19 protein-coding genes are annotated in these 20,443 nt (G+C 60.4%); 15 read left to right on the top strand and 4 right to left on the bottom strand.

Annotated elements, in window-relative coordinates:
* Window positions 1–164 precede the first annotated feature (164 nt).
* The 4 genes from tauA (at window position 165) to tauD (ending at window position 3,763) form a co-directional block, all read left to right on the top strand.
* A complete protein-coding gene (tauA, locus tag KGA98_RS13060) occupies window positions 165–1,142 on the top strand; it encodes a taurine ABC transporter substrate-binding protein (RefSeq protein ID WP_223502485.1) in 978 nt (325 codons plus the stop codon).
* Window positions 1,143–1,157: 15 nt separating this feature from the next.
* Window positions 1,158–1,952: a taurine ABC transporter ATP-binding subunit gene (tauB, locus tag KGA98_RS13065; protein ID WP_223502486.1), complete on the top strand. Its 795-nt coding sequence runs from the start codon at window positions 1,158–1,160 to the stop codon at window positions 1,950–1,952.
* Window positions 1,949–2,782, top strand: a complete 834-nt coding sequence (gene tauC, locus KGA98_RS13070) for a taurine ABC transporter permease TauC (RefSeq protein ID WP_223502487.1) — start codon at window positions 1,949–1,951, stop codon at window positions 2,780–2,782. The genes tauB and tauC overlap by 4 nt, the downstream gene beginning before the upstream one ends.
* A gap of 138 nt (window positions 2,783–2,920) precedes the next feature.
* Entirely contained in the window at window positions 2,921–3,763 is an 843-nt protein-coding gene (tauD, locus tag KGA98_RS13075; RefSeq protein WP_223502488.1) for a taurine dioxygenase, read from the top strand.
* 128 nt (window positions 3,764–3,891) lie between these two features.
* On the opposite strand, the gene mgrA is transcribed toward tauD, so the two are convergent.
* Window positions 3,892–4,929, bottom strand: coding sequence for an L-glyceraldehyde 3-phosphate reductase (gene mgrA, locus KGA98_RS13080; protein ID WP_223502489.1), 1,038 nt, complete (start codon window positions 4,927–4,929; stop codon window positions 3,892–3,894).
* Between the two features lie 133 nt (window positions 4,930–5,062).
* Complete coding sequence (locus KGA98_RS13085; RefSeq protein ID WP_223502490.1) at window positions 5,063–5,953, bottom strand: LysR family transcriptional regulator; 891 nt, start codon at window positions 5,951–5,953, stop codon at window positions 5,063–5,065.
* A 120-nt stretch (window positions 5,954–6,073) separates the two neighbouring features.
* Between KGA98_RS13085 and KGA98_RS13090 the strand changes: the two genes are divergently transcribed.
* Complete coding sequence (locus KGA98_RS13090) at window positions 6,074–6,814, top strand: SDR family oxidoreductase (protein WP_223502491.1); 741 nt, start codon at window positions 6,074–6,076, stop codon at window positions 6,812–6,814.
* Window positions 6,815–6,979: 165 nt separating this feature from the next.
* Window positions 6,980–7,240 (top strand): hypothetical protein, encoded by a 261-nt coding sequence (locus KGA98_RS13095; RefSeq protein ID WP_102670676.1) that lies wholly within the window; start codon window positions 6,980–6,982, stop codon window positions 7,238–7,240.
* Window positions 7,241–7,249: 9 nt separating this feature from the next.
* Here the strand turns inward: KGA98_RS13095 and betT are convergent, their stop codons facing one another.
* Window positions 7,250–9,205: a choline transporter BetT gene (gene betT / locus KGA98_RS13100; RefSeq protein ID WP_191626061.1), complete on the bottom strand. Its 1,956-nt coding sequence runs from the start codon at window positions 9,203–9,205 to the stop codon at window positions 7,250–7,252.
* Window positions 9,206–9,580: 375 nt separating this feature from the next.
* Entirely contained in the window at window positions 9,581–10,507 is a 927-nt protein-coding gene (gene epsC, locus KGA98_RS13105; protein WP_223502492.1) for a serine O-acetyltransferase EpsC, read from the bottom strand.
* A gap of 190 nt (window positions 10,508–10,697) precedes the next feature.
* Between epsC and KGA98_RS13110 the strand changes: the two genes are divergently transcribed.
* The 9 genes from KGA98_RS13110 to KGA98_RS13150 all read left to right on the top strand — a co-directional run bounded on the left by KGA98_RS13110 (window position 10,698) and on the right by KGA98_RS13150 (window position 20,441).
* Window positions 10,698–11,690: a D-cysteine desulfhydrase gene (locus KGA98_RS13110; RefSeq protein WP_057712479.1), complete on the top strand. Its 993-nt coding sequence runs from the start codon at window positions 10,698–10,700 to the stop codon at window positions 11,688–11,690.
* A 302-nt stretch (window positions 11,691–11,992) separates the two neighbouring features.
* Entirely contained in the window at window positions 11,993–12,793 is an 801-nt protein-coding gene (gene tcyJ / locus KGA98_RS13115) for a cystine ABC transporter substrate-binding protein (protein WP_223502493.1), read from the top strand.
* Entirely contained in the window at window positions 12,793–13,458 is a 666-nt protein-coding gene (tcyL, locus tag KGA98_RS13120) for a cystine ABC transporter permease (RefSeq protein ID WP_007983131.1), read from the top strand. Before tcyJ ends, tcyL begins: the two co-directional genes overlap by 1 nt.
* Before the next feature lie 4 nt (window positions 13,459–13,462).
* Complete coding sequence (gene tcyN, locus KGA98_RS13125) at window positions 13,463–14,218, top strand: L-cystine ABC transporter ATP-binding protein TcyN (RefSeq protein ID WP_108216113.1); 756 nt, start codon at window positions 13,463–13,465, stop codon at window positions 14,216–14,218.
* 479 nt (window positions 14,219–14,697) lie between these two features.
* Window positions 14,698–15,462, top strand: a complete 765-nt coding sequence (locus KGA98_RS13130; protein WP_223502494.1) for a hypothetical protein — start codon at window positions 14,698–14,700, stop codon at window positions 15,460–15,462.
* A gap of 232 nt (window positions 15,463–15,694) precedes the next feature.
* Window positions 15,695–16,927, top strand: coding sequence for an SfnB family sulfur acquisition oxidoreductase (locus KGA98_RS13135; protein WP_223502495.1), 1,233 nt, complete (start codon window positions 15,695–15,697; stop codon window positions 16,925–16,927).
* Between the two features lie 23 nt (window positions 16,928–16,950).
* Window positions 16,951–18,144: an SfnB family sulfur acquisition oxidoreductase gene (locus KGA98_RS13140; protein ID WP_057712484.1), complete on the top strand. Its 1,194-nt coding sequence runs from the start codon at window positions 16,951–16,953 to the stop codon at window positions 18,142–18,144.
* Window positions 18,144–19,502 carry an LLM class flavin-dependent oxidoreductase gene (locus KGA98_RS13145; RefSeq protein WP_223502496.1) on the top strand — a complete coding sequence of 453 codons (1,359 nt, stop codon included), beginning with the start codon at window positions 18,144–18,146 and terminating at the stop codon, window positions 19,500–19,502. The genes KGA98_RS13140 and KGA98_RS13145 overlap by 1 nt, the downstream gene beginning before the upstream one ends.
* 129 nt (window positions 19,503–19,631) lie before the next feature.
* Window positions 19,632–20,441: a MetQ/NlpA family ABC transporter substrate-binding protein gene (locus KGA98_RS13150; protein WP_223502497.1), complete on the top strand. Its 810-nt coding sequence runs from the start codon at window positions 19,632–19,634 to the stop codon at window positions 20,439–20,441.
* Window positions 20,442–20,443: the final 2 nt, after the last annotated feature.

Genomic DNA, 20,443 nt, shown 5'->3' on the forward strand with positions numbered 1-20,443 from the left:
ATGGTCCACTGTGGGAGCGAGCTTGCTCGCGATGACCGCGAAGCGGTCGCTCCTCAAGTTGTCCTCTCATAAGCTAATTCGAAAAAGTTATTTATTTTCGAATTCTTAGATCATTTAGTCTCTTTCTCACGCCGACACTCGGTCGCCTGACAAGGAGCTTTCTGATGAAACTGACTTTCCCTCTACGCTTGCTGGCGGCCGCTTCTTTGGCGACAGCGAGTTTCCTGGCCCAAGCGGCCGACTTCACCGTCGCCTACCAGACCACCGTTGACCCGGCGAAAGTCGCCCAGGCTGACGGTGCCTACGAAAAGGCCACCAAGGTCGATATCAGCTGGCGCAAATTCGACAACGGTGCCGATATCATCGCCGCCATCGCCTCTGGTGACGTGCAGATCGGCTACCTCGGTTCCAGCCCCCTGACCGCCGCCATCACTCGCAAAGTCCCGGTAGAAACCTTCCTCATCGCCACCCAGATCGGCGCCGCCGAAGCCTTGGTCGCCCGCGACGGTTCCGGGATCAAGACCCCGCAAGACCTGATCGGCAAGAAAATCGCCGTGCCGTTTGTATCCACCGGCCACTACAGCCTGCTCGCCGCGCTGAAGCACTGGAACATCGACCCGTCGAAAGTCACCGTTCTCAACCTGGCTCCACCCGCGATCATTGCCGCCTGGAAACGCGGTGACATCGACGCCACGTACGTTTGGGATCCGGCCCTCGGTGTCGCCAAGGAAAACGGCAAAGTGCTGATCACCTCCGGCGAGCTGGCCAAGTTCGGCGCACCGACTTTCGATGCCTGGATCGTGCGCAAGGATTTCGCCGAGAAGCACCCGGAGATCGTCACCGCGTTCGCCAAAGTGACTCTGGACGCCTACGCCGATTACCGCAAAGACCCGCAAGCCTGGCTCGCCAATCAGGGCAACGTCGACAAGCTGGTAAAACTGTCTGGTGCCAAGGCCAGTGATATTCCATTGCTGCTGCAAGGCAACGTCTACCCGCTGGCGGCTGACCAGGTGCTCACCCTCGGCGCGCCGACCACCAAAGCCATCACCGACACCGCGGCGTTCCTCAAGGAACAAGGCAAGGTCGAGGCCGTGCTGCCGGACTACGCGCCGTACGTCAGCGCCAAGTTCATCACCAACTGATCGGGAGTCAACGCGATGGCCTTGCTACAGCTGGAGCGCATCAGCGCACAGTACCCCGGCAACCCGGAACCGGTGTTGGCGGATGTCTCCCTGAGCCTGGGGCCCCGGCAATTGCTGGTCGCCCTCGGCCCGTCCGGCAGTGGCAAGACTTCGCTGTTGAACCTGATTGCCGGTTTCGTCGAACCCAGCGCCGGGCGCATCACCCTCGACGGCGTGCCCGTCAAAGGCCCGAGTGCCGAGCGTGGCGTGGTGTTCCAGGACGACGCGCTGCTGCCATGGCAAGACGTGCTGGCCAACGTCGGGTTCGGCCTGGAGCTGGCCGGTATCGCCCGGGAAAAACGCGAAGCTCGCGCCAGGGAAATGCTCGCCCTGGTCGATCTGTCCGGTTTTGAACAGCGCCGCATCTGGCAGCTTTCGGGCGGCCAGAAGCAGCGTGTCGGCCTGGCTCGCGCCCTCGCCGCCGACCCGCGCGTGTTGCTGATGGACGAACCTTTCGGCGCCCTCGACGCCTTTACCCGCGAGCAGATGCAAGAACTGTTGCTGCAGGTCTGGCAACGCACCGCCAAGCCGGTGTTCCTGATCACCCACGACATCGAAGAAGCCGTGTTCCTCGCCACCGACCTGATTCTGTTGGCGCCCAACCCAGGGCAAATCGTCGAACGCCTGAGCCTCGATTTCGGTCAGCGTTATGCCGCCGGTGAGTCGGCCCGCTCGATCAAGTCCGACCCGCGTTTTATCGAAACCCGCGAACACGTACTCGCCAAAGTGTTCTCCCAACGCAGCGCCGCCCAGCGGCAGGAGCGCGCATGAGCAGTTACGAAATTCCCGTCGCGGCGATAACGCCAGGCTCAGCCGTAATTCCGGCAAGTCGCCGTTTGAGCACTCGCTGGATCAGTGTGCTGACGCTGGTCGTTCTCGTTGCCATATGGTGGGCCGTGACGGCGACCGGCTTGATCGAGCCGCTGTTCCTGCCACCACCTTCCGCCGTGCTGCAAAAAGGCTGGCTATTGGCGACCTCGGGTTATATGGATTCAACCCTGTGGCAGCACCTGGGCGCGAGTCTGAGCCGCATCGGTCTGGGCCTCGGCTTTGCGATTCTCACCGCCGTGCCGGTAGGAATCGCCATCGGCGCCAACCGTATCGCCCGTGGCGTGCTCGACCCGCTGATCGAGTTCTACCGACCGATTCCGCCGTTGGCTTATCTACCACTGATCGTGATCTGGTGCGGCATCGGTGAATTGTCGAAAGTGCTGCTGATCTACCTGGCAATCTTCGCCCCGATTGCCATTGCCACCGCCACCGGTGTGCGCACGGTCGACCCGGCCAAACTGCGTGCCGCGCAGTCGCTCGGCGCAACGCGCGTGCAGTTGATTCGCCACGTCATTTTGCCGAGTGCCTTGCCGGATATCCTGACCGGTGTGCGCATTGGCCTCGGCGTGGGTTGGTCGACGCTGGTCGCCGCCGAACTGATCGCCGCCACCAGCGGACTGGGCTTCATGGTGCAATCGGCCGCACAGTTTTTGGTCACCGATGTGGTGGTACTGGGGATTCTGGTGATCGCACTGATCGCCTTCGCGATGGAGATGGGCCTGCGTGCCCTGCAACGCAAATTGGTGCCGTGGCATGGTCAGGCCCACTGATTACTGAATAAACCTGTGGGAGCGGGCTTGCTCGCGAAAGCGGTGTATCAAGTGACATAAATGTTGAATGACACGCCCTCTTCGCGAGCAAGCCCGCTCCCACAAAAAGCACGGCCCCCCGGATTTAAGAGAACCACCATGAGCCACCTGACCATCGTCCCCCTAAGCTCCGCCCTCGGTGCACAGATCAGCGGCATCGACATCAGTCAGCCGCTGAACGTTGAACAGCGCGATGCCATCGAACAGGCCCTGCTCAAGCATCAGGTGCTGTTCTTCCGTGACCAACCGATCACGCCACAGCAACAGGCGCGATTCGCCGCGAATTTCGGCGACCTGCACATTCACCCGATCTACCCCAATGTGCCGGAACAACCGGAAGTGCTGATCCTCGACACCGCCGTCACCGACGTGCGCGACAACGCGATCTGGCACACCGACGTGACCTTCCTGCCGACCCCGGCCATGGGTGCGGTGCTCAGTGCCAAGCTGCTGCCGGAGTTTGGTGGCGACACGTTATGGGCCAGCGGGATTGCCGCCTATGAAGCCCTGTCGACGCCGCTGAAAACCTTGCTCGAAGGTCTGACCGCCACCCATGACTTCACCCGTTCGTTTCCGCTGGAGCGCTATGGCAACACGCCCCAGGCACTGGCCCAGTGGGAAGAAGCACGGCGCAAGAATCCGCCGCTGTCGCACCCGGTGATCCGCACGCACCCGGTAAGCGGGCGGCGTTCGTTGTTCGTCAACGAAGGTTTCACTTCGAAGATCAACGAGCTGTCGGAAACCGAGAGCGAGGCGATTCTGAAGTTCCTGTTCGCCCATTCAACGCGGCCGGAATTCACCATTCGCTGGCGCTGGCAGAAAGACGACATCGCATTCTGGGATAACCGCGTGACCCAGCATTACGCGGTGGATGACTACCGGCCGGCGCGGCGGGTGATGCAGCGGGCGACGGTGTTGGGGGATGTGCCGTTTTTTCGCTGAACCCTGATTTCTTTATTGGCCGATCCGGCCCCTCGCGAGCAGGCTCGCTCCCACATTGGATCTGCGTCAAGCACATACCCTGTGGGAGCGAGCCTGCTCGCGATGGGGACGGAACAGACGCCGACAAGTTACTCAGCCGTCGAAGGCTTCTCCCAAAGATTGATCCCGCCCTCCTGGGCAAACCGGTCAATCTCCGCCAGTTCCTCTGCACTAAAGCTCAGGTTCTTCAACGCCCCGACGTTTTCGATGATCTGCTCCGGCCGGCTCGCGCCAATCAAGGCCGAAGTGACCCGAGGATCGCGCAGGGTCCAGGCCAGCGCCAGTTGCGCCAGGCTCTGGCCACGACGCTGGGCGATTTCGTTGAGTGCCCGCACCTGGGCGATGTTGGCCTCGGACAAGTGCGACGCCTGCAACGAACCACCGCCCGGACGATTGACCCGTGCATCCGTCGGCACGCCGTTGAGGTATTTGTCGGTCAGCAGGCCCTGCGCCAGCGGGGTGAAGGCAATCACGCCCGTGCCGAGTTGGTCGGTGGTATCGAGCAGGTCTTTTTCCACCCAGCGATTGAGCAGGTTGTAGGCCGGTTGGTGAATCAGCAGCGGCACTTTCCACTCTTTGAGCAACGCCGCCATTTCGCGGGTTTTCACCCCGGAATAGGACGAAATGCCGATGTACAGCGCCTTGCCCTGCTGCACCGCAGTGGCCAGTGCGCTGGCGGTTTCTTCCAGCGGGGTGTCCGGATCGAAGCGGTGGGAATAAAAGATGTCGACGTAGTCCACGCCCAGGCGTTGCAGGCTCTGGTCGAGGCTGGCCAGCACGTACTTGCGCGAACCGCCGCCCTGACCGTAAGGGCCGGGCCACATGTCCCAACCGGCCTTGCTGGAAATGATCAGCTCGTCGCGGTACTGCTTGAAGTCTTCGCGCAGTAAACGGCCGAAGTTGATCTCGGCGCTGCCATACGGCGGGCCGTAGTTGTTGGCCAGGTCGAAATGGTTGATGCCCAGATCGAATGCCGTGCGCAACAACGCGCGCTGGGTATCGATCGGCGTGCTGTCGCCGAAGTTGTGCCACAGGCCCAACGACAGCGCCGGCAGCACCAGGCCGCTGCGGCCCACGCGGCGGTAAGGGATGGAGTCGTAGCGGTTTTCGGCAGCGGTGTAAGTCATCGAATCCTCTCTTGTCTGTCTTGAATCTGGTATCGACTGCTTTGCCAGTCGCCCAGCATACGCCCGGACAGACGCCAGAAAACCCCGGATTCGACTAATGGCTGAAACGTTTCATATGCTCCCCATTTACCAGCTACCGGGCCTGCGCAAACACCTCTCCCAACCAATCCACAAATACCCGAACCCGTGGCGACATGTGTCGATTGTGTGGATAAAGCACTGACACCGGCATTGGCGGCGGCGGTGTCTCGGTGAGGATTTCCTTCACCAGCCCCTGGGTGATCTGCGTTTCCATCCGGTAATGCGGGCACTGGATCAAGCCCAGTCCGGCGATGGCCGAGGCTGCGTAGATTTCGGCGCCGAACACCGAAACGGCGCCATCGATGGTCACTTCCCTGAGTTCGCCGTCCACCATGAATTCGAACGGGAACAACTTGGCGGTGGTGCGTGAGACGTAGTTCACCGCGCGGTGGTTCTTCAGGTCGTCGAGGCTTTTTGGCTCGCCGTTCTTACGCAGATAGGCAGGACTGGCGCAGGTGATCTGGCGTAGGTTGGCGACACGTTTTCCGATCAGCGCGGAGTCGCTCAAAGTGCCGGCGCGCAGCACGCAGTCGACGCCTTCGGCGATCAGGTCGACAAAGCGGTCAGCCTCGCTGATGGACAGCTCGATGTCGGGATAACGCGCCATGAATTGTGGCAAAGCCGGGATCACGAAGTGCTTGGCCAATGTCCCGTGCAAGTCCACCCGCAACCGCCCCTTCGGTGCCACACCGCGAAACGCCAATTCCGCTTCTTCCAGCTCTGCCAGCAGTTGCACGCAACGCAGGTAGTAAGCCTCGCCATCCAGCGTCGGACGCACTTTACGCGTGCTGCGCTCCAACAAACGCGTACCCAGCCAAGCCTCGAACTGATTCAAGGTGTGGGTCAGCGTCGCGCGTGGCAGGTTCAGGTCATCGGCAGCCTGCGTGAAGCTGCTGCGCTCGTAGATCCGCACAAAAACCTTCATCGCTTTGACTTGGTCCACGGCTCACTCCAGGCACTCGATTGTTGGCGATTATTGAACAGTCAAGGCAACTCTCGTGTATTTATCGCCCTGAGTAAACATGTGAAATTGGCTTCACACCCCATCAACAGGAACACCAACATGGCTCATCAAACTCCGAAAGTTGCCATCGTGACCGGCGCCTCCCGCGGCATTGGCGCGGTCATCGCCAAACAACTGGCCAGCGAAGGTTTCGCCGTTGCCATCAACTACGCCAGCAGCGCCACCGAAGCCTCGAAACGGGTGGTGGAGCTGCGTCAGGCCGGTTACCAGGCCCTGGCGATCAAGGCCGATGTGGCCAACGCCGACGACGTACGCCGGATGTTCGACGAGGTTGAAACCCAGCTCGGCAAGGTCGATGTGTTGGTGAACAACGCCGGCATCCTCAAAGTGCTGCCGCTGGCGCAACACAGCGACGAACTGTTCGAGCAGAACTTCAACATCCACGCTCGCGGCACCTTCAATACCCTGCGTGAAGCGGCAACCCGCCTGAACAGCGGTGGCCGGATCATCAACTTCTCCAGCAGCACCGTCGGCATGAACCTGCCGGGCTACGCGGTGTACATCGCCAGCAAAGCGGCAGTGGAATCTCTGACCCAGGTATTCGCCAAGGAAATGCGCGGACGCAACATCACCGTCAACGCCGTGGCCCCGGGGCCCGTGGCCACCGACTTGTTCCTGCATGGCAAGAGCGAAGAACAGATCCAGACCTTCGCCAAAATGGCGCCGCTGGAGCGTTTGGGTCAGCCAGAAGATATTGCCCGTGTGGTGTCGCTTTTGGTCGGGCCGGATTCGGCGTGGGTCAACGGGCAGATTTTGCGGGTGAATGGTGGGTTGGTTTAACTATGCTCAAACCAATACCGAGGTGACCCCTTCGCGAGCAAGCCCGCTCCCACAAGAGACCTCCTTTGAACACAAATTTTGTGAGCAATCAGGATCAATGTGGGAGCGGGCTTGCTCGCGAAGGCGGTCGCCCCGTCAATACATATCCGGCAGGCAGAACCCACCATGCACACCACCATCATCATCACCTTCGGCCTGATTCTCCTGGCGCTGATGCTCTACATCGGCGAGAAAGTCGGCTTCACCCGCCAGACCCTGGCCTACAGTTTTATCCTGCTGTGGCTGGCGCTGACGCTAATCAATGGCGCAGTCGGCATAGTGCATGCCGGCCAGCCATTGAGCAGCGAACTGGTGGTCGGTAGCGCCGTATTCGGTGTCCCGGTGGCGGCGCTGGTGTTGTTCATGGTGTTGACCACCGAAACGTGAAGGCCTTGATCAACGCACCAGATGCAGGAACTGCATGTGCCGTTCGTACTGGTCGAGGATGTCGTTGATGATCTGCTCCTTGGAGTAGCCCACCAGATCGTAATCCTGACTGCCCTCGCTCAAATGCACTTCGGCCCGGTAGTAACGGCGATTGTTGAGTTGCTTGGAACCCATGCCGCCACGGGCAAACGATGGCGTGAAATAGCCGCGCATCTGCACCTGATAAACGAACGGATGCTGGTCGCCATGGCCGATTTCCAGGCTGACGCTGTCATTGGCCGGGTCCGGGTGTGTCGCTACGTGCAAACCCTTTTCGGTGAACACGGCAGACACTTCTTCAATCGCCGGACGCACCGTCGTATCGAGGAAACGGTAGACCTCATCCCGCGACGGGAAATGCACCGCCTGACTCAGGCGCTGGCGCCAACCGCCCCGCCGTGAACCGGACACCGGTGCCAAGGAATGCATCTGCGCAATCTGCTTCTGCGATTCCAGATAAAACGCCTTGTGCAGCCCCCACATCATCAACAGCAAGATCAGCGAGAACGGCAACGAGGTCAGGACCACCGCCGACTTCAACGCATCGATACTGCCGGAAAACAGCAGCGCGCTGGTCACCAATGCGGTCATCGCGCCCCAGAACACCCGCAGCCATTTCGGCCCGTCTTCATCAGGATTGCCGCCCTTGGCGGACAGCGTCGACAGCACCACGGTGCCGGAGTCGGCGGAGGTGACGAAGAACACGAAGCTGATGAACACCGTGACCGCAATAACGGTTTTGCTCCACGGGTAGGTTTCCAGCAACAGGTAGAGCGTCATCGACGGATTGTCGATGGCCGACATGCCGAGCGCGCTCATGCCGTGGTTGAGCACTTGATCGATGGCGCTGTTGCCGAAGATCGACATCCACGCCAGGGTGAAGCCGAGCGGAATCAACAGCACGCCGAAGACGAACTCACGGATGGTGCGACCACGGGAAATCCGAGCAATGAACAGGCCCACGAACGGTGACCATGCTATCCACCAGGCCCAGTAGAACACTGTCCAGCCGCCCAGCCAGTCGCTGGGTTTGTCGTAGGCGTAGAGGTCGAAACTCTTCATCGGCAAGGCGCCGAGGTAATCGCCAAGGTTCTGGATCAGGGTGTTGAGCAGGTGCTGCGTGGGGCCGGCAAACAACACGAACAGCAGCAGCGCACAGGCCAGCAGCATGTTGATGTCGGACATGACCCGCACACCCTTGTCGACGCCGGATACGGCAACGATGATCGCAGCGCCCATCATCAAGGTGATCAGGCCGACCTGAACCCATTGGGTGTGGGCGATGCCGAACAGGTAGTCCAGGCCCGAGTTGAGGTGCAACACACCGAAGCCCATATCGGCACCGAGGCCGAACACCGTGGCGATGATGCCGAAGCCATCCACCGCGTAGCCGATGGGGCCATTGATGCGCTTGCCGATCAGCGGATACAGCGCCGAGCGCAGGGCCAGTGGCAGGTTATGCCGGTAGGCAAAGTAGGCCAGCGCCATGCCGACAAAGGCGAACACGCCCCAGCCATGCAGGCCCCAGTGCAGAAACAGAATCTGCATCGCCTGGCGCGCAGCATCTGCCGTACCGGCCTCGCCCTGGGGCGGTTGCAGCATGTGGGTCAGCGGCTCGGACACACAGAAGAAAAACAGGGTGATGCTGATCCCGGCGGCGAACAGCATGCCCGCCCAGGACAAATAACTGAATTCGGGTTCGTCGTGGTCGGCACCGAGCTTGATCTTGCCGTAGCCGGACAAGGCGGTGACCACCACGAAGACCAGATACAGGGTCATCGCCAGCAGGTAATACCAGCCGACCGTATTGGCCGCCCAGTTTTGCGCCGCCAGCAACCAGGCACCGGCCTGCTCGGGCATGGCGATGACAACGACACCAAACAACAGAATGAAGCTTGCCGAGAACCAGAACACCGGCGGATTCATGCGGATCAGGCCGCTTGGAGGGATGGACGATGCACTCATGTTCGGTGCACCTCGAAGGGGTAAAACGTGGCTGTAGAAATCGGACTCAGCAAAGGCAAGCCTCCTGTTGTGAGCGGGCAGCGAACCGCCGGTTTAACTTGAATGAACGTTCAAGTTAAACATGGATAGGGGGCTAAGGACTAATCGCAGGGCTCGGCGGTACTGGTATTACGCTAGCTCAAGGGAGGGTTCGGCGCAGGATCAAATCAGGGCCACTGGCTCGATTCGGCTTGAAATCCGATCGCGAGCAAGCTCGCTCCCACAGTTGACCGCGTCCCCCTGTGGGAGCGAGCTTGCTCGCGATGAGGCCTGAGAAATCAGTGGAGATTTAGAGGCCTACTTCTGCGCCCCATCATCATGCTGCAGATTCGCCTGGGTCAGGTTGCTGCCCGCCGGCACGCTGCGGGTCAGCCAGACGTTGCCGCCGATGGTCGAACCCTGGCCGATGGTGATCCGCCCGAGAATCGTCGCCCCGGCATAAATCACCACGTCATCCTCGACTATCGGGTGCCGTGGCTGGCCTTTCTGCAACTGACCGTCTTCGTCCGCCGGGAAGCGCTTGGCGCCCAAAGTCACCGCCTGATAGATCCGCACGCGCTCGCCGATGATCGCGGTTTCGCCAATCACCACACCCGTCCCGTGGTCGATGAAGAAACTGCGGCCGATCTGCGCTCCAGGGTGAATGTCGATGCCGGTGGCCGAGTGAGCGATTTCCGCGCTGATCCGCGCCAGCAGCGGCAACCCGGCGCGATACAAATGGTGGGCCAGACGATGGTGAATCACCGCCAGAATCCCCGGGTAGCACAACAGCACCTCATCGACACTGCGCGCCGCCGGGTCACCGTGATAGGCAGCCAATACGTCAGTGTCCAACAGGCTGCGCAACCCTGGCAAAGCGAGGGCGAAGTCCTGAATGATCTGGATGGTTTTGGTTTCGACTTCAGTCTCGGCCTGGGCACTGTGGCGCGCGGCGTAGCGCAATTCGAGCCGCGCTTGGGCCAACAGCGCATTCAGCGCCACATCGAGGGTGTGGCCGACGTAAAAATCTTCGCTCTCTTCGCGCAGGTCAACCGGCCCCAGGCGCATCGGGAACAACGCACCGCACAGCGCTTCGAGAATCTCCGCCATGGCTGCGCGGGACGGCAATTCGCGACCGCCCTGCTCGCCGCTGGCCCGGCCGTTTTGTGCACGCCACTGTTCACGTGCCGTGCGCAGCTGGCTGACGATGGTCTGCAATTGCCAATGGCTGGAACGCTCACTCACGGTAAAAACTCCTCACGGGCGGCCGGACTGTCTGGCCGCACTGACGGCGATTACTTTACGGCAAGGGTCGCAAGGCAAATTAAGAACCAATAGTGCTGTGCTCAGTTCGATTGGCTATAAGCGATTGACGGTTGCCCCGGCTTTTGGGCGTGCCTATAGTCCTGAGATCTTCAACCGCCAGTACGGACTCATGATCAAACAACAGCTCGCCCGCTTTAACCGCCTCGACCTGCTCGGTCAGCCCACCGCCCTGGAAAAACTTGAACGCCTGTCGACCTGGCTGGGCCGCGACCTGTACGTCAAGCGCGATGACCTGACGCCGCTGGCGATGGGCGGCAACAAGCTGCGCAAACTCGAATACCTGGCCGCCGATGCCTTGGCCCAGGGTGCCGACACCTTGATCACGGCGGGCGCGCTGCAATCGAACCACGTGCGCCAGACAGCCGCCATTGCCGCAAAGTTGGGGCTGGGCTGCGTAGCCCTTCTGGAAAATCCTCTGGGCACTGACGACAGCAATTACACCGGCAACGGCAACCGCCTGCTGCTTGACCTGTTCGATGCCAAGGTCGAACTGGTGGAAAACCTCGACAACGCCGACGAGCAACTGCAAGCCCTGGCCAACCGACTGTGCAGCAACGGCAAGAAGCCGTACCTGGTGCCGATCGGTGGTTCCAATGCCTTGGGCGCCCTGGGTTACGTACGCGCCGGGCTGGAACTGGCCGAGCAGATCAAAGACACCGGCCTGAAGTTCGCCGCTGTGGTCCTGGCCTCGGGCAGCGCCGGTACCCACAGCGGCCTGGCACTGGCCTTGAGTGAAGCGCTGCCGGATCTGCCAGTGATTGGCGTGACGGTTTCGCGCAGCGATGAAGATCAGCGACCAAAGGTTCAAGGCCTGGCCGAACGCACCGCCGAGTTGCTGGGCGTCAGCCTGCCGGAGGCTTTCAAGGTCGAGTTGTGGGATGAGTATTTCGCCCCGCGTTATGGCGAGCCGAATGCCGGCACACTGGCGGCGGTGAAACTGCTGGCGAGTCAGGAAGGCTTGCTGCTGGACCCGGTCTACACTGGCAAGGCCATGGCGGGCTTGCTGGACGGGATCGGCCGTCAGCGTTTCAACGAGGGGCCGATTATCTTCCTGCACACCGGCGGGGCACCGGCGCTGTTTGCCTACAAGGATTTCCTGTAGGAGCGAGCTTGCTCGCGATGGACGACAGGGCACCGCGGGGTGTCAGGTTGCAAGCGTTATCGTTGACGACCATCGCGTGCAAGCACGCTCCTACAGTAAAAACGCAAGCAATTCCAAAACGGAATAACCAGAAGATTAATTATTATTTTCCAATCTAAAAACGCCATCATATAGTCATGCTACAGGCGAATTTCCCGAGAGACGCATACGCTGCTTTAAGGCAGGATAGCGCTGTCGCTTAATTCCCGATTTCGCCAAATTTTCGCAAAAGCGTCTTCCATAAGAAAACACAGGGGCTTGTCATGAATTTTTCCGCACTACGTCGCAATCTGCTGGTGGGTTCGCTGGGCCTGGCACTGAGCGCCGGCCTGATTGGCCAGGCGGTTGCCGGTGAGCAACTGCAACAAATCAAGGACAAAGGCGTAATCAACGTCGGCCTGGAAGGCACCTACCCACCGTTCAGTTTCGTCGACGCCGACGGCAAACTGGCCGGCTTCGAAGTCGAGTTCTCCGAAGCCCTGGCCAAAGAGCTGGGTGTGAAGGTCAAGCTGCAACCGACCAAATGGGACGGCATCCTCGCGGCCCTGGAATCCAAGCGCCTGGACGCAGTGATCAACCAGGTGACCATCTCCGAAGAGCGCAAGAAGAAGTATGACTTCTCCGAGCCGTACACCGTTTCCGGTATTCAGGCGCTGGTGCTGACGAAGAAGGTCGCCGAGCTGAACATCAAGTCCGCCGCTGACCTGTCTGGCAAGAAAGTCGGCGTAGGCCTGGGCACCAACTACGAGCAGTGGGTGAAAGAAAATGTGCCTAAGGCTGACGTCCGCACCTACGAAGATGATCCGACCAAGTTCCAGGACCTGCGTGTCGGCCGCATCGACGCCATTCTGATCGACCGCCTGGCCGCGCTCGAATACGCCAAGAAAGCCAAGGACACCACCGCCGCCGGTGATGCGTTCTCCCGTCAGGAAGCCGGTATTGCCCTGCGCAAAGGCGAGCCTGAGCTGCTGGCAGCTGTGAACAAAGCCATCGACAAGCTGCGCGCCGACGGTACGCTGAAAAAGCTTTCGGAAAAATACTTCAGCGCTGACGTCACTCAATAATGGAAGAAGCTTTTCAACTCGCACTGGACTCCGCGCCCTTTCTGCTCAAGGGCGCGTATTACACGGTCATCCTCAGCCTGGGCGGGATGTTTTTCGGCCTGGTGATGGGGTTCGGTCTGGCGCTGATGCGCCTGTCGCGCTTCAAACTGGTGAGCTGGATCGCCCGCATCTACGTGTCGTTCTTTCGCGGCACGCCGTTGCTGGTGCAACTGTTCGTGATCTATTACGGCTTGCCGCAATTGGGTCTGGAACTGGATCCGCTGCCAGCGGCCCTGATCGGCTTCTCGCTGAACATGGCCGCCTACGCCTGTGAAATCCTGCGTGCCGCGATCAGCTCCATCGAGCGCGGCCAGTGGGAAGCGGCTGCCAGTATCGGCATGACCCGCGCGCAGACCCTGCGCCGGGCCATCCTGCCGCAGGCGATGCGCACCGCATTGCCGCCGCTGGGCAACAGCTTCATTTCGCTGGTCAAGGACACCGCGCTGGCCGCGACCATCCAGGTGCCGGAACTGTTCCGTCAGGCGCAGCTGATCACCGCCCGCACCTTCGAAATCTTCACCATGTATCTTGCCGCCGCACTGATCTACTGGGTCCTGGCCACGGTGCTGTCGCACCTGCAGAACCAGTTGGAAGCGCGGGTCAATCGGCACGACCAGGAGTCCTGACCCGATGATTGTCGTGGAAAAACTGACAAAGCAGTTCAAGGGTCAAGTCGTGCTCAACGGCATCGATCTTGAGGTCAAGGAAGGCGAGGTGGTCGCGATCATCGGCCCTAGCGGTTCGGGCAAGACCACCTTCCTGCGCTGCCTGAATTTTCTGGAAGAACCCACCAGCGGCCGGATCAAGGTCGGCGATATCGAGGTCGATACCAGCCGCCCACTGAACCAGCAGCAGAGCCTGGTGCGGCGTTTGCGCCAGCACGTAGGTTTCGTGTTCCAGAACTTCAACCTGTTCCCCCATCGCACCGCCCTGGAAAACGTCATCGAAGGCCCGATCGTGGTCAAGAAGACCCCGCATGCCGACGCCGTTGCCCTGGGTAAGAAGCTCTTGGCCAAGGTCGGCCTGGCGGGCAAGGAGGACGCTTACCCGCGTCGCCTCTCCGGTGGCCAGCAACAGCGCGTGGCGATTGCCAGGGCGCTGGCGATGGAGCCCGAAGTGATCCTGTTCGATGAGCCGACCTCGGCCCTCGACCCGGAGCTGGTGGGCGAGGTATTGGCGACCATCCGCGGCCTGGCCGAAGAGAAGCGCACCATGGTGATCGTTACCCACGAAATGGGCTTTGCCCGGGACGTGGCCAACCGGGTGGTGTTTTTCGACAAGGGTGTGATCGTCGAGCAAGGCGAAGCAAAGGCATTGTTTGCCAACCCGAAAGAGGAGCGGACAAAACAGTTTCTCAGCAAGTTTCTGAATAACGCCCACAACTAACAACCCTGCTCAACAATGGTCATCTTCCATGGACGGAAGTGACACCCCCGAAAATAACACCTCATCAATACCAAACTAAACCCATCTATTCTATATACATATTTTGTACGCGCGCGCGGTACATATATATGCATCGCAACAATTCCCCCCCTACCTCCACCATGTTCCCTTCGCAGCACCTGGCCAGCAACGCCAGCCGAGCCGCCGGTTTCAGCAACTTTCAGCGGACAAATTCGACGCAGCAGCATGGTTTACTTACTTTGCGCCGTAGGAACTTTCTGAATAACATCACGCATCACCCACAACTAATAAATCTTATTGACACTTGCTCCCCCTGACTTTTATCTAGTCTCCGACCAACATCACTCTTCACGCCAAACTCATTATTTCAATTAAAAATAATGAATGGTTTTGCTGTTCGATATTTAGTTTTTGAATCCCCAGAAACGGACTTCGCTGCAAGACTTCAAGGAGACTTCATGAAAAGCACCTCGAACAAATCCGGGCTTGTGGCCCCGACCCTGGCGCAATCCAACAAGACCGGCATCAACGTCACTTGCGCGGCGCACCTGCTGATCGATGTGGCGCCCTACCCAGCCATGGACGAAGGCGACCTGATCGAACTGTTCTGGGACAACTGCTACGTGGCCTCCCGCGTGCTGACGGCCAGCGCTGTCGGCCAACCGGTGCAGTTGCGGGTGCCTGAAAGTTTTGTCGCCAACGGGACCTCGCACATTCACTACCGGGTCATGCAGGTGGGTCGAAACCCGGTGATTTCGGCCAGCCGAAACGTGCAGATCAAACTCGACTGCCCAGGCGGCCAACCCTCCGCACTGTGCGGCGATGAAAACCAGTGCCTGGCACCGGTGAGCATTCCCGAGGCGATTCGCCGTCAAGGGGTCAATCCGAGCCAGGTCAAGCGCGGTGTTCCCTTGACCATCGAGCCGTATCTGAACATGGCCGTCGACGACGAAATCACCCTGCGCTGGGGCGATGTGCGCATGGATCTGCCACGGCTCAAGGCCGCCGATGTGGGTCAGCCGATTCAGGTCTGGATACCGCCGGCCATCATCCTCGAAGCCGGCGAAGACCTGCGGCTGGAAGTGACGTACTGCATTCTCGACCGGGTGGGAAACAACTCCCGCTGGGCGCCGGCCCGTACGCTGAAAATCGGTTGCGCCAATCCTTATCTGAAAGTCCCCCCGAAAAAAGTGCTCAAGGCCGCCGAATCCCGCAGGCAATGAACACAGGGGTCAGCTCACAGCAGTGGAATCATCCTTCTATCTATATTCCTAAAAGTTAGTTCATAAAATATTTATACACGTTTAGGGTATATGCACCGGACCACCGGACATCCTTGTTTTCATGCGCTGCCACAAGCGGCGCTTCCATAAGATGTGAGGTAGGTATGGTCCGGAACACAATCACCCCAGTGCAGATCGCCAGGGCATTGCGTGCAGCCAAGGAGCGGCACTGATGTCCAGTCTGGCAGATGCAATCGTCCAGAGTGACCTGGACATCGCCCCGCTGTTGTTGCCCGCACAAATCTTGCGCAACGACGCTCAAGCCATCAAGGCGGCCCACGAACTGGCGCAAGTCGCCCGCCAGCAAGCAGCCAAACGAGACCAGCAGCGCAAGCTCCCATGGTCGGAAATCGAGCAGTTCACCCGCAGCGGCCTGGGCAGCATTTCCATCCCCCGCGAGTACGGTGGCCCGCAGGTTTCGTTCGTCACCCTGGCCGAGGTCTTCGCGATCATTTCCGCCGCCGACCCGGCGCTTGGGCAGATCCCGCAAAACCAGTTCGGCATTCTTAACCTGGTGCTCGGCAGCGCCACCGAAGCGCAGAAACAACAACTGTTCAAAAGCGTCCTGGAAGGCTGGCGCATCGGCAATGCCGGGCCGGAACGCGGCACCAAAAACACCCTGGAACTGAAGGCGCGCATCACCGCTGACGGCGTAGTCAATGGCCAGAAGTTCTATTCCACCGGCTCACTGTTCGCTCATTGGGTTGCGGTCAAAGCGTTGAACGACGATGGCAAGCAGGTGCTGGCGTTCATCCGTCGTGGCACACCGGGATTGCGCATTGTCGATGACTGGTCCGGTTTTGGTCAGCGCACCACCGCCAGCGGCACGATTTTGCTCAACAACGTGCAGGCCGACCCCGAACTGGTGGTGGATAACTGGCGGATCAACGACACGCCGAACATCCAGGGTGCCGTCTCGCAGCTGATTCAAGCGGCCATCGACGCCGGTATCGCCCGAGGCGCCATCGACGACGCTATCGACTTCGTGAAAACCCGCGCCCGGCCATGGATCGACGCCAAGGTCGAGCGGGCCAGTGATGACCTGTACGTGATCGCCGATATCGGCAGGTTGAAAATCGAACTGCACGCCGCCGAAGCACTGCTGCGCAAGGCCGGGCAAGTGCTCGATGACGTCAGCGCCGCACCACTCACCGCCGAGTCCGCCGCCCGCGCCTCGATTGCCGTGGCCGAAGCCAAAGTGCTGACCACCGAGATTTCGTTGCTGGCCAGCGAAAAGCTGCTCGAACTGGCCGGCAGCCGCGCGACCCTCGCCGAATTCAACCTCGACCGCCACTGGCGCAACGCCCGGGTGCACACCCTGCACGACCCGGTGCGCTGGAAGTATCACGCGGTCGGCGCCTATCGCCTCAACGGCACGCTGCCTAATCGCCATTCCTGGATCTGACGACCAGACATCTGGAGAAACACATGACAAGTTCTCACCACGTCGCGGTCATCGCCAGCGATGAACAAGCGCTGATCGTCGCCAGCGACCTTGCCGAAGACTTCAAACGCGACAGCGCCACACGCGACCGCGAGCGCCGCTTGCCACACCCGGAACTGGAAGTGTTTTCCCGATCGGGCCTGTGGGGCATCAGCGTGCCAAAGGAATACGGCGGCGCCGGTGTTTCCAACGTCACCCTGGCCAAGGTCATCGCCTTGATCGCCCGGGCCGACGGCTCCCTGGGGCAGATCCCGCAAAACCATTTCTATGCCCTCGAAGTACTGCGGGTGAACGGCAGCCACGAGCAGAAGCAACGCCTGTACGCCGAGGTTTTGGCCGGTCAACGCTTCGGCAATGCATTGGCCGAACTCGGCACCAAAACCGCACATGATCGCGTCACAAGCCTGACTCGCGACGCCAGCGGCTATCGCATCAATGGTCGCAAGTTCTACGCCACGGGCGCGATCTACGCCCAGCGCATTCCCACCTCGGTGGTGGATGAAAACGGCGTGCAGCAACTGGCGTTCGTCCCACGCAACAGCAAGGGCCTGAGCGTGATCGACGACTGGAGCGGCTTTGGCCAACGCACCACCGGCAGCGGTTCGGTGGTGTTCGAAGATGTCTACGTCGCAGCCGAAGATGTGATCCCCTTTCAAAGCGCTTTCGAGCGCCCGACTCCGGTCGGCCCGCTGGCGCAGATTCTCCATGCCGCCATCGACACCGGCATCGCCCGCGCCGCTTATGAAGATGCGCTGCATTTCGTGCGCACGAAAACCCGGCCCTGGATCGACGCCACCCACGAAAAAGCCACGGACGATCCGCTGACCCTCAAGAGCTTCGGCCACCTGAGCATTCGCCTGCACGCCGCCGAGGCGCTGCTGGAACGTGCCGGTGAATTCCTCGACAAAGCCCAGGCCGACACGCAGGCCGAGACCGTCGCGGCCGCCTCGATTGCCGTCGCCGAAGCCCGCGCCCTCAGTACCGAAATCTCCCTGGCTGCCGGCAGCACGCTTTTCGAACTGGCCGGCAGCCAGGCGACCCTGATTGAACACAGCCTGGATCGCCACTGGCGCAACGCCCGGGTGCACACCCTGCACGACCCGGTGCGCTGGAAGTACCACGCTGTCGGCAATTACTACCTCAACGATGAAAACCCGCCACTGCGGGGGACCATTTGATGACCGCCGCGAAAAAGAAGATCCTGCTCAACGCGTTCAACATGAACTGCATCGGGCACATCAACCACGGTTTGTGGACGCACCCGCGCGACACATCAACCCGCTACAACACCCTCGAGTACTGGACCGAACTGGCGCAGTTGCTGGAGCGCGGGCTGTTCGACGGCCTGTTCATCGCCGACATCGTCGGGGTCTACGACGTCTACCAGAACTCGGTGGACGTGCCGTTGAAAGAGTCGATCCAATTGCCGGTCAACGATCCACTGCTGCTGGTTTCGGCCATGGCGGCGGTAACGAAAAACCTCGGTTTCGGCCTGACCGCCAACCTCACCTACGAAGCGCCGTATCTGTTCGCCCGCCGCCTGTCGACCCTGGATCACCTGAGCCGTGGGCGGGTCGGCTGGAACATCGTCACCGGCTATCTCGACAGCGCCGCCAAGGCCATGGGCCTGAGCGAACAGGTCGAGCATGACCGCCGCTATGACCAGGCCGACGAGTACCTGGAGGTGCTTTACAAACTCCTGGAAGGCAGTTGGGAAAACGGCGCGGTGCTCAACGATCCACGGCAACGGATCTACGCGCAGCCGGACAAAGTGCACAAGGTCGAGCACAAGGGCGAGTTCTATCAGGTCGAGGGTTATCACCTGTGTGAACCCTCGCCCCAGCGCACGCCGGTGCTGTTCCAGGCCGGCAGCTCGGATCGCGGCTTATTGTTTGCCGGGCGACATGCCGAGTGCGTGTTCATCAGTGGTCAGACCAAGGCATCGACCAAGGCGCAGGTGGACAAGGTGCGCGCCAGCGCCGTCGAAGCCGGGCGCAATCCCGAGGACATCAAGGTGTTCATGGGCCTGAACGTGATCGTTGGCGCCACCGAGGAGCTGGCCTGGGCCAAGCACGCCGAGTACCTGAGCTACGCCAGTGCCGAGGCCGGCGTGGCGCACTTTTCGGCGTCCACCGGGATCGATTTTTCTCAGTACGAAATCGACGAGCCGATCCAGTACGTGAAGAGCAACGCCATCCAGTCCGCCACCAAACACCTGCAAAACAACGACTGGACCCGACGCAAATTACTCGAACAACACGCCCTGGGCGGTCGCTACATCACCGTGGTCGGTTCACCGCAGCAAGTGGCGGATGAACTGGAATCGTGGATCGCCGAAACCGGGCTGGATGGCTTCAACCTGACCCGCATCGTCACGCCGGAAAGCTATGAGGACTTCATCGAGCTGGTGATCCCCGAGTTGCAACGGCGGGGCTCTTACAAGACCGCGTACGACGACGGGACCTTGCGCGAAAAGCTGTTTCAGCGAGAGGCGCATCTGCCTGAGCAACATACCGGCTCGACTTACCGACGCTAAAAGCATCGCGAGCAAGCTCGCTCCCACAGGGATTGTGTGAACACCCGAGATCCACTGTGGGAGCGAGCTTGCTCGCGATGAGGCCCGAACAGACACCACAAATTTAATGCACTGACTGGATAACTCATCATGAAAAAGAACTACCTCTCCCACCCAGTCAAAGCACTGGCCCTGGCCCTCGGCCTGTTCAGCTCGGTGACCTTCGCCGCCGACGCCCCGCTGAAAATCGGCACTACCGCCGCCTTCGCCATCCCCCTGGAAGCAGCGGTCGAAGAAGCCGGCAAACAAGGCTTGAAAGTCGAACTGGTGGAGTTCACCGACTGGATCGCACCGAACGTCAGCCTGGCTTCAGGTGACATCGACGTGAACTACTTCCAGCACATCCCGTTCCTGGAAAACGCCAAGGCAGCATCAGGTTTCGACCTGGTGCCGTTCGCGCCGGGGATCATCAACAACGTCGGTCTCTACTCGAAGAAATACAAAAGCTTCGACGAACTGCCCCAAGGCGCCAGCGTGGCCATCGCCAACGATCCGATCAACAGCGGTCGTGGCTTGCAGCTGCTGGCCAAGGCCGGTCTGATCACCCTCAAGCCCGGCGTCGGCTACAAGGCCACCGAAGAAGACATCATCGCCAACCCGAAGCACATCAAGATCCTCCAGGTCGAAGCCGTGCAACTGGTACGTGCCTATGACGATGCCGATCTGGTGCAGGGCTACCCGGCCTACATTCGCTTGTCGAAAACCTTCGACGCGGGCTCCGCGCTGCTGTTCGACGGCCTCGATCACAAGGAATACGTGATTCAGTTCGTGATCCAGCCCAAGAGCAAAACCGACCCGCGCCTGATCAAATTCGTCGACATCTACCAGCACTCACCGGCTGTGCGCGCCGCGCTGGATAAAGCCCACGGCAAGCTCTATCAAGCCGGCTGGGAAAGCTGAGC

Origin of the sequence: Pseudomonas sp. BF-R-24 (genome assembly GCF_019947335.1) — a bacterium.
Lineage (GTDB): Bacteria > Pseudomonadota > Gammaproteobacteria > Pseudomonadales > Pseudomonadaceae > Aquipseudomonas > Aquipseudomonas jessenii.